Origin of the sequence: Microbulbifer celer (genome assembly GCF_020991125.1) — a bacterium.
Classification (GTDB): Bacteria; Pseudomonadota; Gammaproteobacteria; order Pseudomonadales; family Cellvibrionaceae; genus Microbulbifer; species Microbulbifer celer.
In genome coordinates, this window is sequence record NZ_CP087715.1 from 774,459 (window position 1) to 792,418 (window position 17,960).

Below are 17,960 nucleotides of genomic sequence, written 5' to 3' on the forward strand. Positions count from 1 at the left end.
TCAGGCGGGACCTGGCTCGCCTTCCTCCCCGGGTGTACGGCTGCTGAGTTCACGTCGCATGTGCAGATATTGGAGGTGCGCTTCGAAGTGATCGACGACATCCCCGATCAACTGTTCACGGGTATATCCCATCAGATCGTAGGTCAGCCCACCCTCGCGCAGGTGCGGCTCCAGACGATAATAGCTGGACCGCGGCTTCTCCGCCCTGAGTGTAAAGGCCGGCATGGAACATTGACGCGGCCAGATCTCATAAGTGAAATCGACTTCTTCACCGAGCTCCACGTAGAGTTTCAGGTGCAGGTCGTCCCCCTTGCCTTCAGACAGGGTGACTGGATACGATTTTTCCGACAGCTCCTCTTTTACGGCTTCAAGGGCGGGGTGTGCGGTGCGTTCGATGAATTGTTCCACCTGTTTCAAAGTGGGAAAACTGATTGCGCGGGAAAGCCGTTGGCTCCAGTTGCTGTGTCCTTCCCGTGACGTAGTGCGTCCCGACAGATGGCCGGACAGTGAGTCCTGCATGCTTGCGGTTTTGAGACCTTCCATACGCAAGGCCTTCGACAGGCCGAGCATCATCAGTATCAGCACGAACGCGAAAGGGAGGCCCATGATCACTACTGCGCTTTGCAACGCTGCCAGGCCGTCTGTCATCAGCAGCGCGAGGGTGACAATGCCGATAATGGCAGCCCACAGAATGCGCATCCATGGGGGCGCATCATGGTTGGGGTTCTCCAGCCTGCAAGTGAGGTTGGATAACACCAGTGAACCTGAGTCCCCCGAGGTGACGAAAAATACGATAGAGAGGATGGTCACCGCGATAGTGCTCAGGGTGGTCCATGGCATCTCCTCCAGGAACAGGTATATGGCTGAACCAGGGTTTCCTGTTGCTTTTTCGCCGAACTCCACCGCTCCACCAAGCACCATGTCGATGGCGGCATTACCCATAATGGCCATCCACGCTGCCATGAATACAAATGGCAGTATCAGTGTGCCGGCGACAAAGGCGCGGATGGTTCGACCGCGGGAGATACGCGCCAGAAATAGCCCCACAAATGGACCCCAGGCGATCCACCACGCCCAGAAGAAGATGGTCCAGGCGTTGAGCCAGTCCTGTGGCGGGTCAAAGGCAAAGGTGTTAAACGATAGCTCGACAAAGTGCTGGATATAATCCCCGAGGTTGGTGACAAAGGCGTCCAGCAGAAAGCGGGTTTTACCGCTGAAAAGGACAAACAGCATCAGGGCGATGGCGAGCAGCATATTGAACTCGGAAAGCCGTCGAATTCCCCGCTCGACGCCGGTAGCCGCGGACACCGCCGCGAAGACCACAATTAATACTGCCAGTACCGCCTGGGTTGCCGTTCCTTCCGGTATACCGAACATATAATTCAGCCCGAAGTTGAGCTGAATGATGCCGATGCCCAGGCTGGTAGCAACACCAAACACAGTGCCCAGCACCGCGGCAATATCCACGGTATTGCCGATGGGGCCATAGATCCGCTTACCAAACAATGGGTACAGTGCGGAGCGGATGGTCAGCGGCAGGCCGTGGCGGTAGCTGAAGAAAGCGAGCGCCATCCCCACCAGGGTATAAATGCCCCATCCCGACAGCCCCCAGTGCAGGAAGGTCAGGGCCATTGCCCGACGGGCGGCCTCCACGGTACCGCCTTCACCAGTTGGCGGTGTCATGAACTGGGTCAGCGGCTCGACGATACAGTAAAAAATTAAATCGATGCCGATGCCTGCAGCAAACAGCATCGCGGCCCAGGTCACTATATTGAATTCCGGTTCTGCATGATCAGGTCCGAGCTTGATATCACCGTATTTGGAAACGGCAATGACGATTACAAACACCAGGAAGGCTACGACCGCCAGAAAGTAGAACCAGCCGAAGCTCCCGGATATCCACCCGAGCACGCCGTAAATGACAGTGCCGGCTTGTTCGGTGAAGAACATGGCCCACAGAGAAAACAGGGTTATCCCGATGACAGAGCTGTAAAACACCAGCGGTTTAAGCTTGGCTTCTTCGGCAGTGGCCTTTGACGTATCTTCTGATGATTTCGCGTTGTGCATAGACTTTGCCCGTTGTTCTGAGTGGCTGCGGAAAGAGGGCTGTCCTCAGGATAGTCTATGGAATCAAGGCGAATACGTATTGAGAGGAAGGGCGCGCCCGGACGCTTTGAAATGGGGGGAACTAGCCGGGGAAAGGTAACCCGGGAAAGCCTGGCGTAATCAGATGTGGGCGATGGAGTAAAAGGAGGGCGTAAAAAGTGGAAGTGAGAAAGAGCTGTGGAACAGAAGTCAGCTGGCCAAAACGGATAGCGGGAAGATCCCGCTATCCGACCCTGACAAGCTAACCGATTACTTCAGCTGACTGATTTCGTCCAGTTGCTGCTGAAGTCGGCCGCGGGCACTTTGCATATCGGCCAGCTTGTCCTTCTCCTTGTTGACCACGGCTTCGGGCGCCTTGTCGACAAACTTCGGGTTGTTGAGCTTGCCCTCGACGCGTTGCAGCTCTTTACCCAATTTGTCGATTTCTTTTTGCAGGCGTGTGCTCTCCGCGGCAACGTCAATCAGGCCAGCCATCGGCACCAGCAGTTCCAGATCCCCAACCAGTGCAGTGGATGAAGCCGGCGCCTCGGCGCCTTTTTCCAGCCAGTCGATGGACTCCAGGCTCGCCAGCTTGGTCAATAAGCTGCGGGTCTGGTTCAGCAGGTTTTCGTCCTGCTCGGAACCATTGCGCAGGATCAGCGGAATCTTCTTCGCCGGGGAGATATTCATCTCACCACGAATATTACGCGCGCCCTCAATCACCCCCTTCAGCCAGGCAATGGCCGCCTCGGCATTTTCGTCGATGCGGTTTTGGTCGGCTTCCGGGTACGGCTGCAGCATGATGGTATCGCCGGCCTTGCCCGCAAGATCGTGCACGCGCTGCCAGATCTCTTCGGTGATATAAGGCATCAGCGGGTGCAGCAGGCGCAGGATGGTTTCCAGCACACGGATCAGGGTGCGGCGGGTACCTTTTTTCACTGCGGCAGAAGCGTTGTCGTCCCACAGTACCGGCTTGGACAGTTCCAGGTACCAGCTGCAGTACTCGCCCCAGATAAAATCGTACAGGGCCTGGGAGGCGAGGTCGAAGCGGTAGCTGTCGATGGCTTGCTTCACGGTCAGTTCGGTGCGTTGCAGCAGGGAAATGATCCAGCGATCGGCAATGGAGAGTTCGAAGTCGTCACTGCCGTCCTGACCGCAGTCGTGGCCTTCACAGTTCTGCAGCACATAACGGGAGGCGTTCCAGATCTTGTTGCAGAAATTACGGAAGCCTTCGATACGACCCACGTCGAACTTGATATCACGGCCGGTGGAGGCCAGCGAATAGTAGGTGTAACGCAGCGCATCGGTGCCGTAAGACGCGAGACCCTCCGGGAATTCCTTGCGGGTCTGCTTCTCAATTTTTTCGCGCAGGTGCGGCACCATCATGCCGGAGGTACGTTTTTCGACCAGGCTCTCGAGGTCGATCCCGTCGATCAGGTCGATGGGGTCGAGCACATTGCCCTTGGATTTGGACATTTTCTGCCCGTGGCTGTCGCGCACCAGGCCGTGCACGTAGACCGTCTCGAACGGCACTTCCTTCTTGAAGTACAGGGTCAGCATCATCATGCGTGCGACCCAGAAGAAGATAATGTCGAAACCGGTGACCAGCACGCTGGTGGGGTGGAATGTCGCCAGTTCCGGGGTTTCTTCTGGCCAGCCCAGGGTGCCGAAGGTCCACAGGCCGGAGGAGAACCAGGTGTCGAGTACATCGTCGTCCTGTTTCAGCTCGATATTGCCGAGGTTGTGCTTGTCGCGGACCTCTTCTTCACTGCGGCCGACGTAGACGTTGCCGTCGTTGTCGTACCACGCCGGAATGCGGTGGCCCCACCACAGCTGACGGGAAATACACCAGTCTTGGATATCGCGCATCCAGGAGAAGTACATGTTCTCGTAGTTTTTCGGCACGAAATTGACCTGGCCATCTTCTACCACCTTGATGGCTTCTTCGGCCAGTGGCTGGGTTTTCACGTACCACTGGTCGGTAAGCCACGGCTCGATAACGACACCGGAGCGGTCGCCGCGGGGGACTTTCAGGGTGTGCGGTTCGATTTTTTCCAGCAGACCCAGCGCTTCGAGATCGTCCACAACCTGCTGGCGCGCGGCGAAGCGCTCCATACCGCGGTATTTCTCCGGCACGTTGTCGTTCAGGTTGGCGTCCTGATCCAGAATGTTGATCATCTCCAGATCGTGGCGCTGACCCATTTCGTAGTCGTTGAAATCGTGGGCCGGGGTGATCTTCACGCAGCCGGTACCGAACTCGAGATCGACATAGTCGTCGGCGATGATCGGGATTTCGCGGTCCGCCAGCGGCAGCTTGATGGTTTTGCCGATCAGATCTTTGTAGCGCTCGTCTTCCGGGTGCACCGCCACGGCGGTATCCCCGAGCATGGTTTCCGGGCGGGTGGTGGCGACCACGAGGTGGCCGGAGCCGTCGGACAGCGGATAGCGGAAGTGCCACAGGTGTCCCTGTTCTTCCTCGTTCAGTACTTCCAGGTCGGAAATCGCGGTGTGTAGTTTCGGGTCCCAGTTCACCAGGCGCTTACCGCGGTAGATCAGGTCGTCTTCATACAGGCGGATAAAGACTTCCTGCACGGCTTTGTAGAAACCGTCGTCCATGGTGAAGCGCTCGCGGGACCAGTCCGGGCTGGCGCCGAGACGGCGCAGCTGGCGGGTGATGTTACCGCCGGATTCTTCCTTCCATTCCCACACTTTCTCGATGAACTTGTCGCGGCCCAGTTCGTGGCGGGATTTACCTTCGGCACTCAGCAGGCGCTCGACGACCATCTGGGTGGCGATACCGGCGTGGTCGGTACCGACCTGCCACAGGGTGTTGTCGCCTTTCATGCGGTGGTAGCGGATCAGGGCGTCCATGATGGATTCCTGGAAGCCGTGGCCCATGTGCAGGCTGCCGGTGACGTTGGGCGGCGGGATCATGATGCTGTAGGGATCGGCCTGGGTGTCGCCGGAGGGCTTGAAGTAGCCGCTCTCTTCCCAGGTTTTGTACCACTGTTGTTCGATGGCGTTGGGCTGGTATGTCTTGTCCATGCGCGGGGGAATGCCTTGTTGGTCTGGCCTGGCCGCCCGGTCACTGTGTGTCCGGGGGCAATGAATAAGAAAAGGGGCGGAATTATACCGCTGGGGGAGTGTGGGGCAAAACGCTTGGTGGGAGGGGGTGTTCAGAAGGCTCGCCACAGTGGGTATTAAAAACCACTGTGGCGATAGGGGAAGGAAGTCAGACGGCGGCAGCAGGCGCCATGTGGAATTGCTCCATCATGATCTGCAGGCGCTTGCGCTGCATTTTGAGGCTGTATTCCAGCTCTTTGACGCGGGTGCGGATGGCGGCGTTTTCCCATTTGCTGACCAGTTGCTCGCGGGCGTTCAGATAGCGCTTTTGCTGCAGCTCTTTCCATTCCGCCAGCGAGGCAGAGAAATCGTGTGCTTCGCGCTCCAACAGTTCGCGCCAGCTTTCCTTGTGCTGGGAGTTGGCCAGCTTTTGCTCCGCGCGCTTGAACTGCATCGCCAGCATTGCGCGCTGGATGCGCATATCCGGCACGGTTTTGAGGTTGCGTGCCAGGCCCAGCCAGCTGGAAGTCTTGATCAGCCACTTGGTGGGATCCCACTGGTACCAGCGGATGCCGTTGCGGTAGTCGGTCTGAAAGATATGGTGATAGTTGTGGTAGCCCTCGCCGAAGGTGAAAAACGCCAGCAGGCCGTTGTCCCGCGCGGTATTTTCATCGGTGTACGGGCGGCGGCCCCAGATGTGGGCGAGGGAATTGATAAAGAAAGTGGTGTGGTGGTTCACCACGATACGCAACACGCCAGCCAGGAGCATCATACCGATCACGTCACCGGTCAGCAGACCGAGCACCAGCGGAACGCCGATGTTCATGGCCACGGTAATGGGCACATAGTGGTTGTGCTGCCACATCACGATTTTGTCGCGCTGCAGGTCTTTGGCGTTGTCGAAATCGACTTCGCCGCTGGGGTATTCCCGCAGCATCCAACCGATATGGGAGAACCAGAAGCCACGCTTGGCGGAATAGGGGTCGTGATCATTGTCATCGCAGTGACGGTGGTGGCGGCGATGGCCGGAACACCAGATCAGTGCACTGTTCTGAAGCGCGGCGGCACCAAACAGGGCATAGAACAGGCGCAGGGACCAGTGGGCTTCATAGGTGCGGTGAGACCACAGGCGGTGGTAGCCCGCGGTAATAGAGACGCCGCAAAATGCGCCGAGTACAGCGAAGGCCAACCACTGATACCAGTGGAAGCCCACCATGATGCCGTAGAGGGGGACCAGGACGATGGCCGCGAGCGCAGTACTGGCGAAGAGGATCGTCGTCAGCCAGATGCGGGGCGCCTCCTGCGGCGTGTGTTCGGGGACAGCTTTCATACGTTACAACCTTGTTGGAATCTGATTCGGGCGCTGTGGCACTCGCCTGCCTGTCATCTACCTGGATAATAGTATCAGTCATTATCCGGCGCGCCCGGGAGATGACTTAACAGTCTGTTTTCCGCAAGTTTCCATTGCGGACCAAACCCGGAATCCTACCTCAGAAGGGACTGGCAGGCATCCGCAATTAAGGACACGGATCTCAAGTTGATCATGTTTAGTCAGTTTCGTCCGTTAAGCATGCTTGGTGCATTATTTTGGTGCGGGAGTGAATTTTTGCGTTCATCTCTGGGGCAAGCGTTGTCATTTTGCTGACATGTATTATTCCTTAGTAGGTCGCTCTCACTGTGGGCAGCATGGATCTGTGTGAATATTGATCAGAATGCATTATTTCATTGAGATTTTCAAAGTTGGCACGGCGGTTGCTACATATTTAGCGTGGGCCAATTGGCCCGCGCTCCGGGAAACCATCACGGGTTATGGCAAATGTTAATAATGCGTGACTTCCCGTTTTCTCTCATCATCGCTATTTTGGGCCCCGCATTGCGGGGCCTTTTTTTATCTGCTGATAAGTGATTCACTACGGGAAAACAATTCAAGAATTCCGTAGCAGGTCGTCGACGCGGTGTCCCATTCCGATCCCCCTCATTCTGTAGCCGACCTCCATCTGGCCATGCCCGATGAGCTGGACGCACTCTCGCCCGAGCTCTTACAGCATCAGGTTGGGTATCTTCACGGCCTGTTGTCGGGGCCGCACCGCGGTTTGTGGGAGTGGCACCCTGACACCGGTGCTCAGCGGGCCGCGGGGGATATCTGGCAGCGTATTCACGGTGAACCTGAACAGGCGTTGTCCGGTATCTGGACCGGAGATCTCAACCTGGTGCACCCCGACGAGCGAGACGGCCTGTTGACCTTGCGCGACCGCCTGCGTCTACAGGGCAGTTTTCTCGATCTCTCCATTCGCGCCTACACCCGTGACCGCCAGCCTATTTGGTTGCGACTGTGGGCGCGCGCCCACCGGGATGCGCGGGGGCGGCGTTTCTTTGTTGGTGGCTGTGTCGATTACAGTGAATCCCAGTTACCCAGATCCCAGTCTTTTTTCGGTGGTGATCGTTTTCACGCGGCGCTGGAGGCCGTTGGTGATGGACTGTGGGAATGGGATCTGCGGGTAGACGAGATCGTTCTTGATCGCAGTTGCTGGAAAATACTCGGCTATACCTCGACCAATCGGGAAGTTGATGCTCGCGCTGCCCTGGGGCGCTGGAGGCGACATATTCATCCAGAAGATTTTCCCCGGCTGGATCAGGCCATGGACGATCATGTACGGGATCGCCTGCCCCTGGATGTGGAATTTCGCGTGCGTCATGTGGAGGGCAGCCTGGTCTGGGTGCGCTGTCGCGGCAGCATGCAGACCAACAGCGCCGGCCAGCCCCTGCGGGTGGTGGGTACGCTGCAGGATATCACCGAAACACGCAATCGCACCCAGCGCCTGGAGGAGGAGCTACAGCAGTTGCGCCGGGAGAGTGGAGATCGCGCAGGCCTGCTATCCAGCCTGAGCCACGAGCTGCGAACCCCCCTCAACGCAATACTGGGCTACACCCAGCTGGTGGAGTTGGACCACAGCCTCAACCCGGACCAGCGTCACCGCCTTACCGAAATCCGCAAAGCCGGCCAGCACCTGTTGCAGTTGATTGGAGACGTCATGGATCTGGCGCGGATTGACAGCCATCATCTCGCGCCATCGATCTCGGCGCTAAGGCCTGCCGAACTGGTGGCCGACTGCAACCAGCTGCTGGAACCCCTGGCCAGCACCCGCAAGGTCAATCTTATCTTTGAACCCCTGGGGTGGGAGCAGGCGTATATCCTCGCCGACCAGGTGCGCTTCAAGCAGGTGGTGCTGAATCTGGTGGGCAATGCGATCAAATACAATCGCGAAGGTGGGCGCGTTGTAGTGAATTTTGCACCCCAGGCGGAAGGGTGGCTGCGGTTGTCGATTCTTGACACCGGGCGCGGCATTCCCGCAGAGAAACAGGCGGAGGCATTTGAACCGTTCAATCGCCTGGGGGCCGAGAAAGGGCAGATTGAAGGAACCGGTGTCGGTTTGGCGATTGCCCGGCAGCTGACGGAGGCCATGGGGGGCAGAATCGGATTCGACAGTGAAGAAGGGCAGGGGTCTATATTCTGGATCGAATTCCTGATGATCGACGCGCCACAGGAGGTCATGCAACTGGCAGCGCGCCCGGATTACGCAAGCAACCTCCCGGCCTGTAAATTGCTGTATGTCAGTGCGCGAAAGTCTGCCGCAGAGCGGCTCAAGTCCCTGCTGTCGCGGTACCCGCAAATTGAAGTGCAGTCTGTTACCGATGCCATGAAGGGAATCTTCGCCGCTCGCATAAGCACACCGGATATGGTGATATACGACAGCGATATCGCCGGAATTTCCGCATCGGATTTTGCCGCGGTCCTCGCGGGAGATGCTTCGACCGCTGCAATTCCGCAGGTGGTTATCGGAGATCGGGACATTGAGACTCAGGCCGTCCAGTTGCTGACAGATTATGACCTGGGGGATTTGGCTGAGTGCCTGCACGCCGGATTGCGTCGGGCGAGTGCCGCAGGGAGTGACGGCAGTGGATGCGGTGGTTACAAGACCGCACCGGCAAAAAACAGGAATGAAAACAGAGGAAGTTAGTCTGATGTCTGCACTGGCCCGGTTCCAGTCTTCGTCACAGGGCTCGCATACTGGTGCACAGTCCGCACTGTTGCTGATGGTCTGTACTTTTGTGCTCGCCTGTTTCTGTAAAAGTACCCTCGTAGACAGCAATGACGTTGCCGCGATCTGGTTTGCAGAGGCTGTGACCATTGCTTTCCTGTATCGCTCCCCGCTCAGTAGCTGGCCTGTACTACTGGTGGGCGCCATTGGCGGTAATACGCTGGCCGCGGCAATCAGTGGCCTGGAGCTGGTCTTCTCATTTCTTTATGCCGCTGTCGGCGCGGTTGAGTCCTTGTTGGCAGCGTGCCTGCTGCTGGTGTTCTGCCCCGATACGCAGTTTTTCAGCAGTATGTCTCGCTGGGTGCGATTTATCTTCTTGGGCGCCCTGGTACCGGCCGTGGCCGGGGCTGCGCTAGGGGCCGGTATCGCCGAATTTTTTGATCGCGCCCCGTTTACTCAGGTTTTCATTAACTGGTATGTGGCGGATGTCGCCGGTATTTGTATATTTCTACCGTTGATGCAGCTGGTGAAGAGAGAGTCTCTGTCGGCGCTATTGGCTTGGCGGCAATACCGGTCTCTGGCGGTAGCCGTCGTGATTACCCTGTCCACCATTTCTCTGATTCTGGCCTTTCTGCCACAGCCATATGTATTCGTGTCATTACCGCTTATCTGGGCAGCATCCAGGCTGGAATTGTCTCAGGCCCTACTGGTTATTTTTTTGGCCGCGGTATGGTTGCTGTGGGTGGCAGTGAGTGGACACGGCCTGCTTCCTGTCGATGTGTGGCCTCCGGTCAGACAGCCTGATGGCCCGCTGAAGTTGCTCCCTTTGTACGCCGCCATTATTCCTGGCTATGTGGTTGCAGTGAGCGCTGCGATCGAACGTCGGCGCAATCAGCGCATTGTAGAAGTGGAAAGCAGTTTCCGTGCAGCCATGGAGTCATCCCGCATCGGTATGCTGCTGGTGTCGCTGGATAACCGCATCGTCCAGGCCAATGAAAGTTTCTGTCATTTTATCGGCTATCCGTCCGCAGCGTTGCGGGGGCAGTCTTTACGCGATGTCCTGAGCCCCGGGGATGCGGCGCGGCTGGTGGGCGAGCGCGGTCTCATTGATTTTGAAGGTACGCAGACGCTGGATGGCGAATGGCAGTTTCGATGTAAAGGCGGTGTTCTGGTATGGGGGCACCTGTCCAGTAATCTGGCGCGTGGCTCACGCAATGAGCCGCTCTATGCCGTGGTGCAGGTGGAGGATATTGATTGGCGTAAGCGCAGTGCACGTCAGTTGGCGCAGGCTGAAGAGCGTTGGAAATTCTCCCTTGCCGTCACCGGGCAGGGTGTTTTTGACTGGGATGTTGGTACAGGCAAGACCTTTTTTTCTGAATGGTTGAGTAAAGGCGTAGAAATTGATCGGAATTCACTGACAAGTCGAGCGGACTGGTTGCAGAAAATATTTGAGCAGGACCGTGTCGCTTTAGAAAAGGCGCAGCGGGCCCATCTCCGGGGGGAAAGCGAGGCCATTGACTGTCAGTACCGAGTGCGAACCGACAGTGGTGATTACCGTTGGATTCATGAGGTTGCCCGGGTGATGGAGTATGACGGTGAGGCGCCGCAGCGCATTATCGGCATCCTGAAGGATATTACCGAGAGCAAGCAGATGGCGAATTCGCTGGCGGAGGAAAAGGAACACCTTCAGGTAACGCTGAGCGCCATTACCGATGCTGTGATCTCTGTGGATATCCGCCAGCGCATCACTTTCATGAATCCGGTTGCAGAGCATATGACCGGATACCGGTTGCAGGATGTGCGCGGAGAGGGCATCCGTGAGATCTTAGATATTTCCCCCGGAGCGGAAGGTGACACGTTAACCTGTCCGGTCAGTGGGTGTATAGAGTCCGGCAATGCAGTGCAGTCAGCAGATAACACGGTGCTACACAGTCGCACTGGCGAGGCTTACAACGTCAAATGTTCTGCTTCGCCGCTCAAGAGCGCCGGTGGACAGCTGTTGGGTGCGGTGCTGGTTTTCCAGGATATTACCGAGACCCGCCAGCTGATCAAGCAGCTGACCTATAAAGCCAATCATGACGACCTCACACATCTGCCCAACCGGGATGCGTTCAAGCGGGAACTGTACAATGCGGTGGACAGTGTCAAAGGGAGTGATGGTGTCCATGCGCTGGCGTACATCGATCTCGACCGCTTCAAGGTGATCAATGACAGCGCCGGTCACCAGGCCGGTGATGCACTGCTGAAGAACGTTGCCAAATTATTACGCGATCATCTGCGCCCTTCCGACTGTGTTGCCCGGCTGGGCGGAGATGAATTCGGTTTGCTGCTCAAGGAGTGCGATAAAGAGCAGGCGCGACTGCGGTGTGAGCAGCTTGTGCGCAAGATCGGCGCCCTGCGATTCCCCTGGCACAACCGACTGTTTGATGTGGGCGCCAGCGTCGGCCTTACCGAAATTCACCGACGCAATAATCGTGTGGTAGAGCTCATGAGTCAGGCGGACGTGGCCTGCTACTCTGCCAAGCACGCCGGTCGCGGGGCGGTAATGCTGTATGAGGTGGACAGCAGTGAGGCAGCGGCGCAGCACCGTGAAATCTATATGGCCTCCACCATCCGCGAAGCACTGGAGCAAAACCGCCTGCGGCTTTATGCGCAGCCAATTGCCGTAGCCGGTAACCTGGCGCAGGTGAGCCATTACGAGATACTGGTGCGCATGGTGGATGAGCGGGGCAATATGATCATGCCCGGCGCTTTTATTCCTGCCGCGGAGCGCTATGGCTTGATGTTGTTGTTGGATCGCTGGGTGGCCAAAGAGCTTCTAGAGCGGCGCTCTGAGCGCATTGCGGCGAGCGGTCTCAGTTTTGCCCTGAATATCTCTGCGGATGCGCTGGGAGATAAAGCGTTTCAGCAAGAGCTGGTGGATTCACTGAAAGAATCCACCCTGCCCGCAGAGCATCTCGGAATAGAGATTACCGAAACAGCGATGATCAACCAGATGGAAAGCGCGAGTCAGTTTGTCTCTGATCTGCGCTCAATGGGCTGCAAGGTTGCTTTGGATGATTTTGGCAATGGTCTCAGCTCGTTTGGCTATCTCAAGCAGTTCGCCATTGATTACGTAAAGATTGACGGCAGCTTTGTGCGTGAGGTGGAGTCAAACTTTGTGGACCTGATGATTGTCGAGTCCATCAACCAGGTGGCCCATCGCCTGAGAGCCCAGACCATTGCCGAGTTTGTGGAAGACGCGGCGACCGCGGAACGGCTGCGGACAATCGGTGTGGATCTGGTGCAGGGGTACTATATCGGTCGTCCGATTGCCCTGGATGAGTTGCTGCAGCGCAATCTCGGCCGTGCTGCCAGTGTGCTTGAGAGCGTGAAGGAAATTCATCGACAGAAGCAGGAAGAGGGCCGAGTGCGCGAGGCTGGTAACGACGCAGCGGAGGTGCGGCTGGAGCTGGAGTAGGTAGACCTGGCAGCCTTGCCGCCAAGTCTGCCAGGTATTAATTGCGAACAAGTATTACTGGCGAATATGCCCCAGGTGCTTGCCCACGATCTGCAACAGTGGCTTGAAAGTCTTGGGGGTGGCGCAGACCACGTTGCCGGAGTCCAGGTAGTCGTGACCGCCGCGGAAATCACTGATCAGGCCGCCGGCCTCTTTGACCAGCAGGGTGCCCGCGGCGATATCCCAACTGTTCAGGTACATTTCCCAGAACCCATCGAAACGTCCCGCGGCCACATAGGCCAGGTCCAGCGCTGCGGCTCCTGGGCGGCGGATACCCGCGGTCTGGCCCGCTACGTCTTTCATGATCGCCAGGTAGCCGTCGATATTGTCCAGGGGTTCACCGTTGAACGGAATACCGGTGCCGATAAGTGCGCCTTTCATGCCCTGGCGGTTGGAAACCCGGATACGGCGGCCGTTCAGGGCCGCACCGCGGCCGCGACTGGCGGTGAATTCTTCGCGCTTGATCGGGTCCAGTACCACGGCGTGCTCGATCTGGCCGCGGTATTTACAGGCAATGGAGACGGCGAAGTGGGGGCAGCCGTGAATGAAGTTGGTGGTGCCGTCCAGCGGGTCGATGATCCACTCGTAATCCGGCTCGGCACCTTCCTGAACGCCGCTTTCTTCGGCGCGGATACTGTGTTTGGGGTAGGCTTTGCGCAGGTGATAGATGATCTCCTGCTCACTGGCGCGGTCTACTTCGGTGACAAAATCATTGCGACCTTTTTCTTCAAAGGTCATCAGGTCGCCGCGCTCCCAGGCGCGTTCAATCAGTTCACCGGCCTTGCGCGCAGCGCGCAGGGCAATATTCAGCATGGGTTCCATATCGATTCCGCGGTCAGTTGATTCTAAAAAAGCAGCGCCGGGCAAGCCGGTCGGTCGCGATTGTAGGGATTCCAGTGCAATTTTGCTACACTCCGCGCCCGTTTTATAACAGGCAAGTGTAGCCACGTTAACCCGGTAATCCTCATGGCAACCTCCCCCTCCGAATCCGTATCCCAGTCTGCTTCCCCCTCCGCGCTCGCTGCGCTGGACAATATCCGCGTGGTGCTGGTGAACAGTGCGCACCCCGGCAATATTGGTGGTGCCGCACGGGCACTGAAGAATATGGGGCTGAGTCAGCTGTATCTGGTGCAACCGCGAGAGTTTCCCGCTGCCAATGCGGTGTGGCGCGCCGCCGGTGCCGCAGAGCTGCTGGATAGTGCGGTAGTGGTAGAGACGCTGGAAGAGGCGGTGGCGGATTGTGGCCTGGTGGTCGCTACCAGCGCGCGCGAGCGCCGTATCCCCTGGCCCCTGCTGACGCCGCGGGAGTGCGGCGAGCGCGCGGTGGCCGAAGCCAAAAGCCATCCGGTGGCGCTGGTGTTCGGCCGCGAGGACCGCGGGTTGACCAATGAGGAACTGCAGGCCTGCAATTTCCATGTGCATATCCCCGCAAACCCGGAGTACAGCTCCCTGAATCTGGCCACGGCAGTACAGGTGCTGGCCTATGAGGCCCGCATGGCGGCGCTGGAGGCCGAGCGGGGCCGGGCCCTCAGTTATGCCGACTGGGATCGCCCGCCGGCGAAAGCCTCCGATATGGAGATGTACTACGAGCATCTGCAATTGGCATTGGGGGAGCTGGGGTTCCTGGATCCCGACAACCCCCGCCAGACCATGACCCGGCTGCGGAGACTGTTCAGCCGGGTGCGGCCGGATGATATGGAGCTCGGTATCCTGCGGGGCATGCTCACCGCAATTCAGAATCATATCCACCGGACCGGTGGTCAGGGTCGCCCGGACCAGGGGCGGCCAGAGTAAAGTGAAGCGGTCGGCGGCACACTTTATGAGAAAGTTTCTCATTATCGATTGTTTTCATAATTTTCTGCGCTCTCTGGATAATCAGGCAGTCTAAAAAACTGTCAAATACCCGACCGTTCTACTCGGCTATATACTTGACTGAAGTGGTGGGTTATTCCATACTCGCGCCCCGAATCACCCCGCACAACAATGCAAGTAGTGCAATGAAGCCTGCAGGGTGAGGGGTACAGAGGAGGGCAGTTATGCGTTTGACAACCAAGGGGCGGTATGCGGTCACAGCCATGCTGGACCTGGCGTTGCACGCAGAAGGCGGCCCGATTAGTCTGGCGGACATTTCCAAGCGCCAGGATATCTCGCTCTCCTATCTGGAGCAGCTGTTCTCCCGTCTGCGGCAGTCCGGTCTGGTTTCCAGTGTACGCGGTCCTGGTGGCGGCTACCGCCTGGCTCGCAGAGGTGAAGATATCTGTGTGGCGGAAATCATCGACGCAGTCAACGAGTCCGTAGATGCCACCAGTTGTGGCGGCAATAGTGATTGCTCCGGCGGCGAACAGTGTTTGACCCATTATCTGTGGACAGACCTCAGTCAGCAGATTCACAGCTTTCTCGATGGAATCAGTCTCGCGGATCTGGTGCAGCGCGCCGAGGTCAAGGAAGTTGCCCGACGCCAGGCTCAGCGCGGTAAAGAGAGTGTTGAGGAGAGAGTGGCGGTGCTCGGTAGCTTGCAGTAAGGTGCTGCCGCCCTGTTGAAGGCGGGCGCTGCTGAAACTGGCTGTTGATGTCCAGTAAGTTGACGAACGGAAATTTGAAGTAGGCGCTGGCAGGCTGTCAGCGATTGGAGATAGATGACTATGAAGCTTCCCATTTACCTGGATTATTCGGCTACCTGCCCAGTGGATCCGCGCGTCGCCAAGATTATGGCGGAGCAGCTGACCATGGAAGGTAACTTCGGTAATCCGGCCTCCCGTTCCCACCTGTTTGGCTGGAAGGCGGAAGAGGCGGTGGAAGAAGCCCGCCGTCAGGTGGCAGAGCTGGTCAATGCCGATCCCCGTGAAATCGTCTGGACCAGCGGTGCGACCGAGTCCGACAATCTGGCGATCAAGGGCGCTGCGCACTTCTATCAGGGCCGCGGCAAGCACATCATTACCTCCAAAATTGAACACAAGGCGGTACTGGATACCTGTCGCCAACTGGAGCGTGAAGGCTTTGAGGTCACCTACCTGAATCCGAAGGAAGACGGCATCGTCTACCCGGAGCAGGTAGCGGAAGCCCTGCGTGAAGACACCATCCTGGTCAGTCTGATGCACGTCAATAACGAGATTGGCGTGGTCAACGATATCGCTGCAATTGGCGAGCTGTGCCGCGAGCGTAAGATCATTTTCCATGTGGATGCGGCCCAGAGTGCGGGCAAAATCGATATCGACCTGGGCGAGCTGAAGGTGGACCTGATGTCCTTCTCTGCGCACAAAGTCTACGGTCCCAAAGGTATTGGTGCCTTGTATGTACGCCGCAAGCCGCGTGTACGTATTGAGGCCCAGATGCACGGCGGTGGTCATGAGCGCGGTATGCGTTCCGGTACCCTGCCTACCCATCAGATCGTGGGTATGGGCGAAGCCTTTCGCATTGCCAAAGAGGAAATGGCGGAAGAGTCCAAGCGCATGGTTTCCCTGCGTGACCGCTTCTGGAATCAGATCAAGGATATGGAAGAGGTGCACATCAATGGCTCCATCGAGCAGCGAGTGCCGGGCAATCTGAACGTGAGTTTCGCGTTTGTAGAAGGGGAAAGCCTGATCATGTCCTTGCGGGACCTGGCGATCTCCTCCGGTTCTGCGTGCACTTCCGCCAGTCTCGAGCCCAGCTATGTGCTGCGCGCGCTGGGCGTGAATGACGAGCTGGCTCACAGTTCCCTGCGCTTCAGTTTTGGGCGCTTTACCACGGAACAGGATGTGGATACTGCGGCCAAAGAAGTAAGGAAGGCAGTTGAAAAGCTGCGCGAGCTGTCGCCACTCTGGGACATGTATAAGGATGGTGTTGATCTCAGCACCATCGAGTGGGCGGCACACTAAGCTGCAGTTTTGCAGCAACGGAAACGAATTTTGAGAGGGTATAGTCATGGCCTATAGCGATAAAGTAATTGACCACTATGAGCATCCCCGCAACGTTGGCCGTATGGACGACAAAGCGGAGAATGTGGGTACCGGCATGGTCGGCGCACCGGCCTGTGGTGACGTAATGCGCCTGCAGATCCAGGTGAATGATCAGGGCATCATCGAAGACGCCAAGTTCAAAACCTATGGCTGTGGTTCCGCGATTGCTTCCAGCTCCCTGCTGACCGAATGGGTAAAAGGCAAGAGCCTGGATGAGGCGGCGCAAATCAAAAACACCGAGATCGCCGAAGAGCTGGCGTTGCCGCCGGTAAAAATTCACTGCTCCGTGCTGGCGGAAGACGCCATCAAGGCGGCGGTGAGCAATATCCGCGAAAAGCGCGGTGACAAGGTTGAAGAAGCCGCGGGCTGATCAAAACGGCAATTGAGCGGTAAGGAGTAGTCAACGGTTATGGCAATCACCATGACAGAAGCGGCACGGGCCCACGTTGAGAAGCAACTGGTCAGCCGTGGCAGTGGCATCGGTATTCGCGTCGGTGTGAGAACCGCGGGCTGTTCCGGTATGGCCTATGTACTGGAGTTCGTGGATCACGCGGAAGCGGAAGATACGGTGTTTGACGCCGGCCCGGTAAAGCTGGTGGTGGATCCGAAAAGCCTGGCCTACCTCGACGGCACCGAGCTGGACTTTGTCAAAGAGGGGTTGAACGAAGGTTTTGCCTTCAAAAACCCCAACGTCAAGAATGAGTGCGGCTGTGGCGAAAGCTTCCACGTATAAACGGGATTCTTTCTGGCAGCAGAAGGCCGGGTGCGCAGGTGCATACCGGCCTTTTTGTTATCTGGGACTCTGATATGGAACTGCAACAGAATCACTTTGAAATCTTCGGCCTGCCCGTTTCCTACGAGGTGGACCGCAAAGCACTGGCGGCCCGTTACCGCGAGTTGCAGCAGGAATTTCACCCGGACCGCTTTGCCGCCAAGTCCGAGCGCGAGCAGCGCCTCTCCATGCAGTATGCGGCGCAGATCAATGAGGCCAACAATACCCTCAAGGACCCGGTGGCGCGCGCGGCTTACCTGTTGAAGTTGGCCGGAGTGGAAATCAACCCTGAGCAGACCACTGCCGATGGCGAATTCCTGATGCAGCAGATGATACTGCGCGAACGTCTCGAAGAGGTGCGCGATGCCGCCGACCCGGAGTCGGAGCTCGATGCACTGAACAGCGAAAGCGCGGACCTGTTCAATACCCAGCAGCGTATTTTCGCCGACGCGCTCACCGCCAACGCGCTGGACGAGGCCAAAAGCGCCCTCCTCAAGCTGCAGTTTCTCGCCAAACTGCAGCGTCAAATCGAACAGCTCGAAGAAGATTTACTGGACTGATAG

The 17,960-nt window shown here is 57.6% G+C and carries 12 protein-coding genes; 8 read left to right on the forward strand and 4 right to left on the reverse strand.

All coding sequences use genetic code 11. The features are described 5' to 3' along the window. The 3 genes from betT to LPW13_RS03035 all read right to left on the reverse strand — a co-directional run bounded on the left by betT (nt 1) and on the right by LPW13_RS03035 (nt 6,478). Nucleotides 1-2,067 (reverse strand): choline BCCT transporter BetT, encoded by a 2,067-nt coding sequence (betT, locus tag LPW13_RS03025; RefSeq protein ID WP_230437973.1) that lies wholly within the window; start codon nt 2,065-2,067, stop codon nt 1-3. Between the two features lie 288 nt (nt 2,068-2,355). Beyond that, nucleotides 2,356-5,130: a valine--tRNA ligase gene (locus LPW13_RS03030; protein WP_230437974.1), complete on the reverse strand. Its 2,775-nt coding sequence runs from the start codon at nt 5,128-5,130 to the stop codon at nt 2,356-2,358. 187 nt (nt 5,131-5,317) lie between these two features. Next, on the reverse strand, nt 5,318-6,478 hold the full coding sequence (locus tag LPW13_RS03035; protein WP_230437975.1) for an acyl-CoA desaturase: 1,161 nt from the start codon (nt 6,476-6,478) through the stop codon (nt 5,318-5,320). A gap of 625 nt (nt 6,479-7,103) precedes the next feature. Between LPW13_RS03035 and LPW13_RS03040 the strand changes: the two genes are divergently transcribed. Together LPW13_RS03040 and LPW13_RS03045 are read left to right on the forward strand one after the other, a co-directional pair. Then, entirely contained in the window at nt 7,104-9,167 is a 2,064-nt protein-coding gene (locus tag LPW13_RS03040; RefSeq protein ID WP_230437976.1) for a hybrid sensor histidine kinase/response regulator, read from the forward strand. A 4-nt stretch (nt 9,168-9,171) separates the two neighbouring features. Further along, nucleotides 9,172-12,648 (forward strand): EAL domain-containing protein, encoded by a 3,477-nt coding sequence (locus LPW13_RS03045; RefSeq protein WP_230437977.1) that lies wholly within the window; start codon nt 9,172-9,174, stop codon nt 12,646-12,648. A 54-nt stretch (nt 12,649-12,702) separates the two neighbouring features. Here LPW13_RS03045 and LPW13_RS03050 read toward each other — a convergent pair whose 3' ends face one another. Then, nucleotides 12,703-13,509, reverse strand: coding sequence for an inositol monophosphatase family protein (locus LPW13_RS03050; RefSeq protein WP_230437978.1), 807 nt, complete (start codon nt 13,507-13,509; stop codon nt 12,703-12,705). 144 nt (nt 13,510-13,653) lie between these two features. On the opposite strand from LPW13_RS03050, the gene trmJ reads away from it, so the two are divergent. The 6 genes from trmJ to hscB all read left to right on the forward strand — a co-directional run bounded on the left by trmJ (nt 13,654) and on the right by hscB (nt 17,957). After that, nucleotides 13,654-14,481 (forward strand): tRNA (cytosine(32)/uridine(32)-2'-O)-methyltransferase TrmJ, encoded by an 828-nt coding sequence (trmJ, locus tag LPW13_RS03055; RefSeq protein WP_230437979.1) that lies wholly within the window; start codon nt 13,654-13,656, stop codon nt 14,479-14,481. 242 nt (nt 14,482-14,723) lie between these two features. Continuing rightward, nucleotides 14,724-15,209: a Fe-S cluster assembly transcriptional regulator IscR gene (gene iscR / locus LPW13_RS03060; protein WP_230437980.1), complete on the forward strand. Its 486-nt coding sequence runs from the start codon at nt 14,724-14,726 to the stop codon at nt 15,207-15,209. Between the two features lie 120 nt (nt 15,210-15,329). Then, nucleotides 15,330-16,544 carry an IscS subfamily cysteine desulfurase gene (locus LPW13_RS03065; RefSeq protein ID WP_230437981.1) on the forward strand — a complete coding sequence of 405 codons (1,215 nt, stop codon included), beginning with the start codon at nt 15,330-15,332 and terminating at the stop codon, nt 16,542-16,544. A gap of 46 nt (nt 16,545-16,590) precedes the next feature. Then, nucleotides 16,591-16,995: a Fe-S cluster assembly scaffold IscU gene (gene iscU / locus LPW13_RS03070; RefSeq protein ID WP_230437982.1), complete on the forward strand. Its 405-nt coding sequence runs from the start codon at nt 16,591-16,593 to the stop codon at nt 16,993-16,995. 39 nt (nt 16,996-17,034) lie between these two features. Beyond that, a complete protein-coding gene (iscA, locus tag LPW13_RS03075; RefSeq protein WP_230437983.1) occupies nt 17,035-17,358 on the forward strand; it encodes an iron-sulfur cluster assembly protein IscA in 324 nt (107 codons plus the stop codon). A gap of 74 nt (nt 17,359-17,432) precedes the next feature. Then, nucleotides 17,433-17,957, forward strand: coding sequence for a Fe-S protein assembly co-chaperone HscB (gene hscB, locus LPW13_RS03080; RefSeq protein ID WP_230437984.1), 525 nt, complete (start codon nt 17,433-17,435; stop codon nt 17,955-17,957). Nucleotides 17,958-17,960 lie beyond the last annotated feature (3 nt).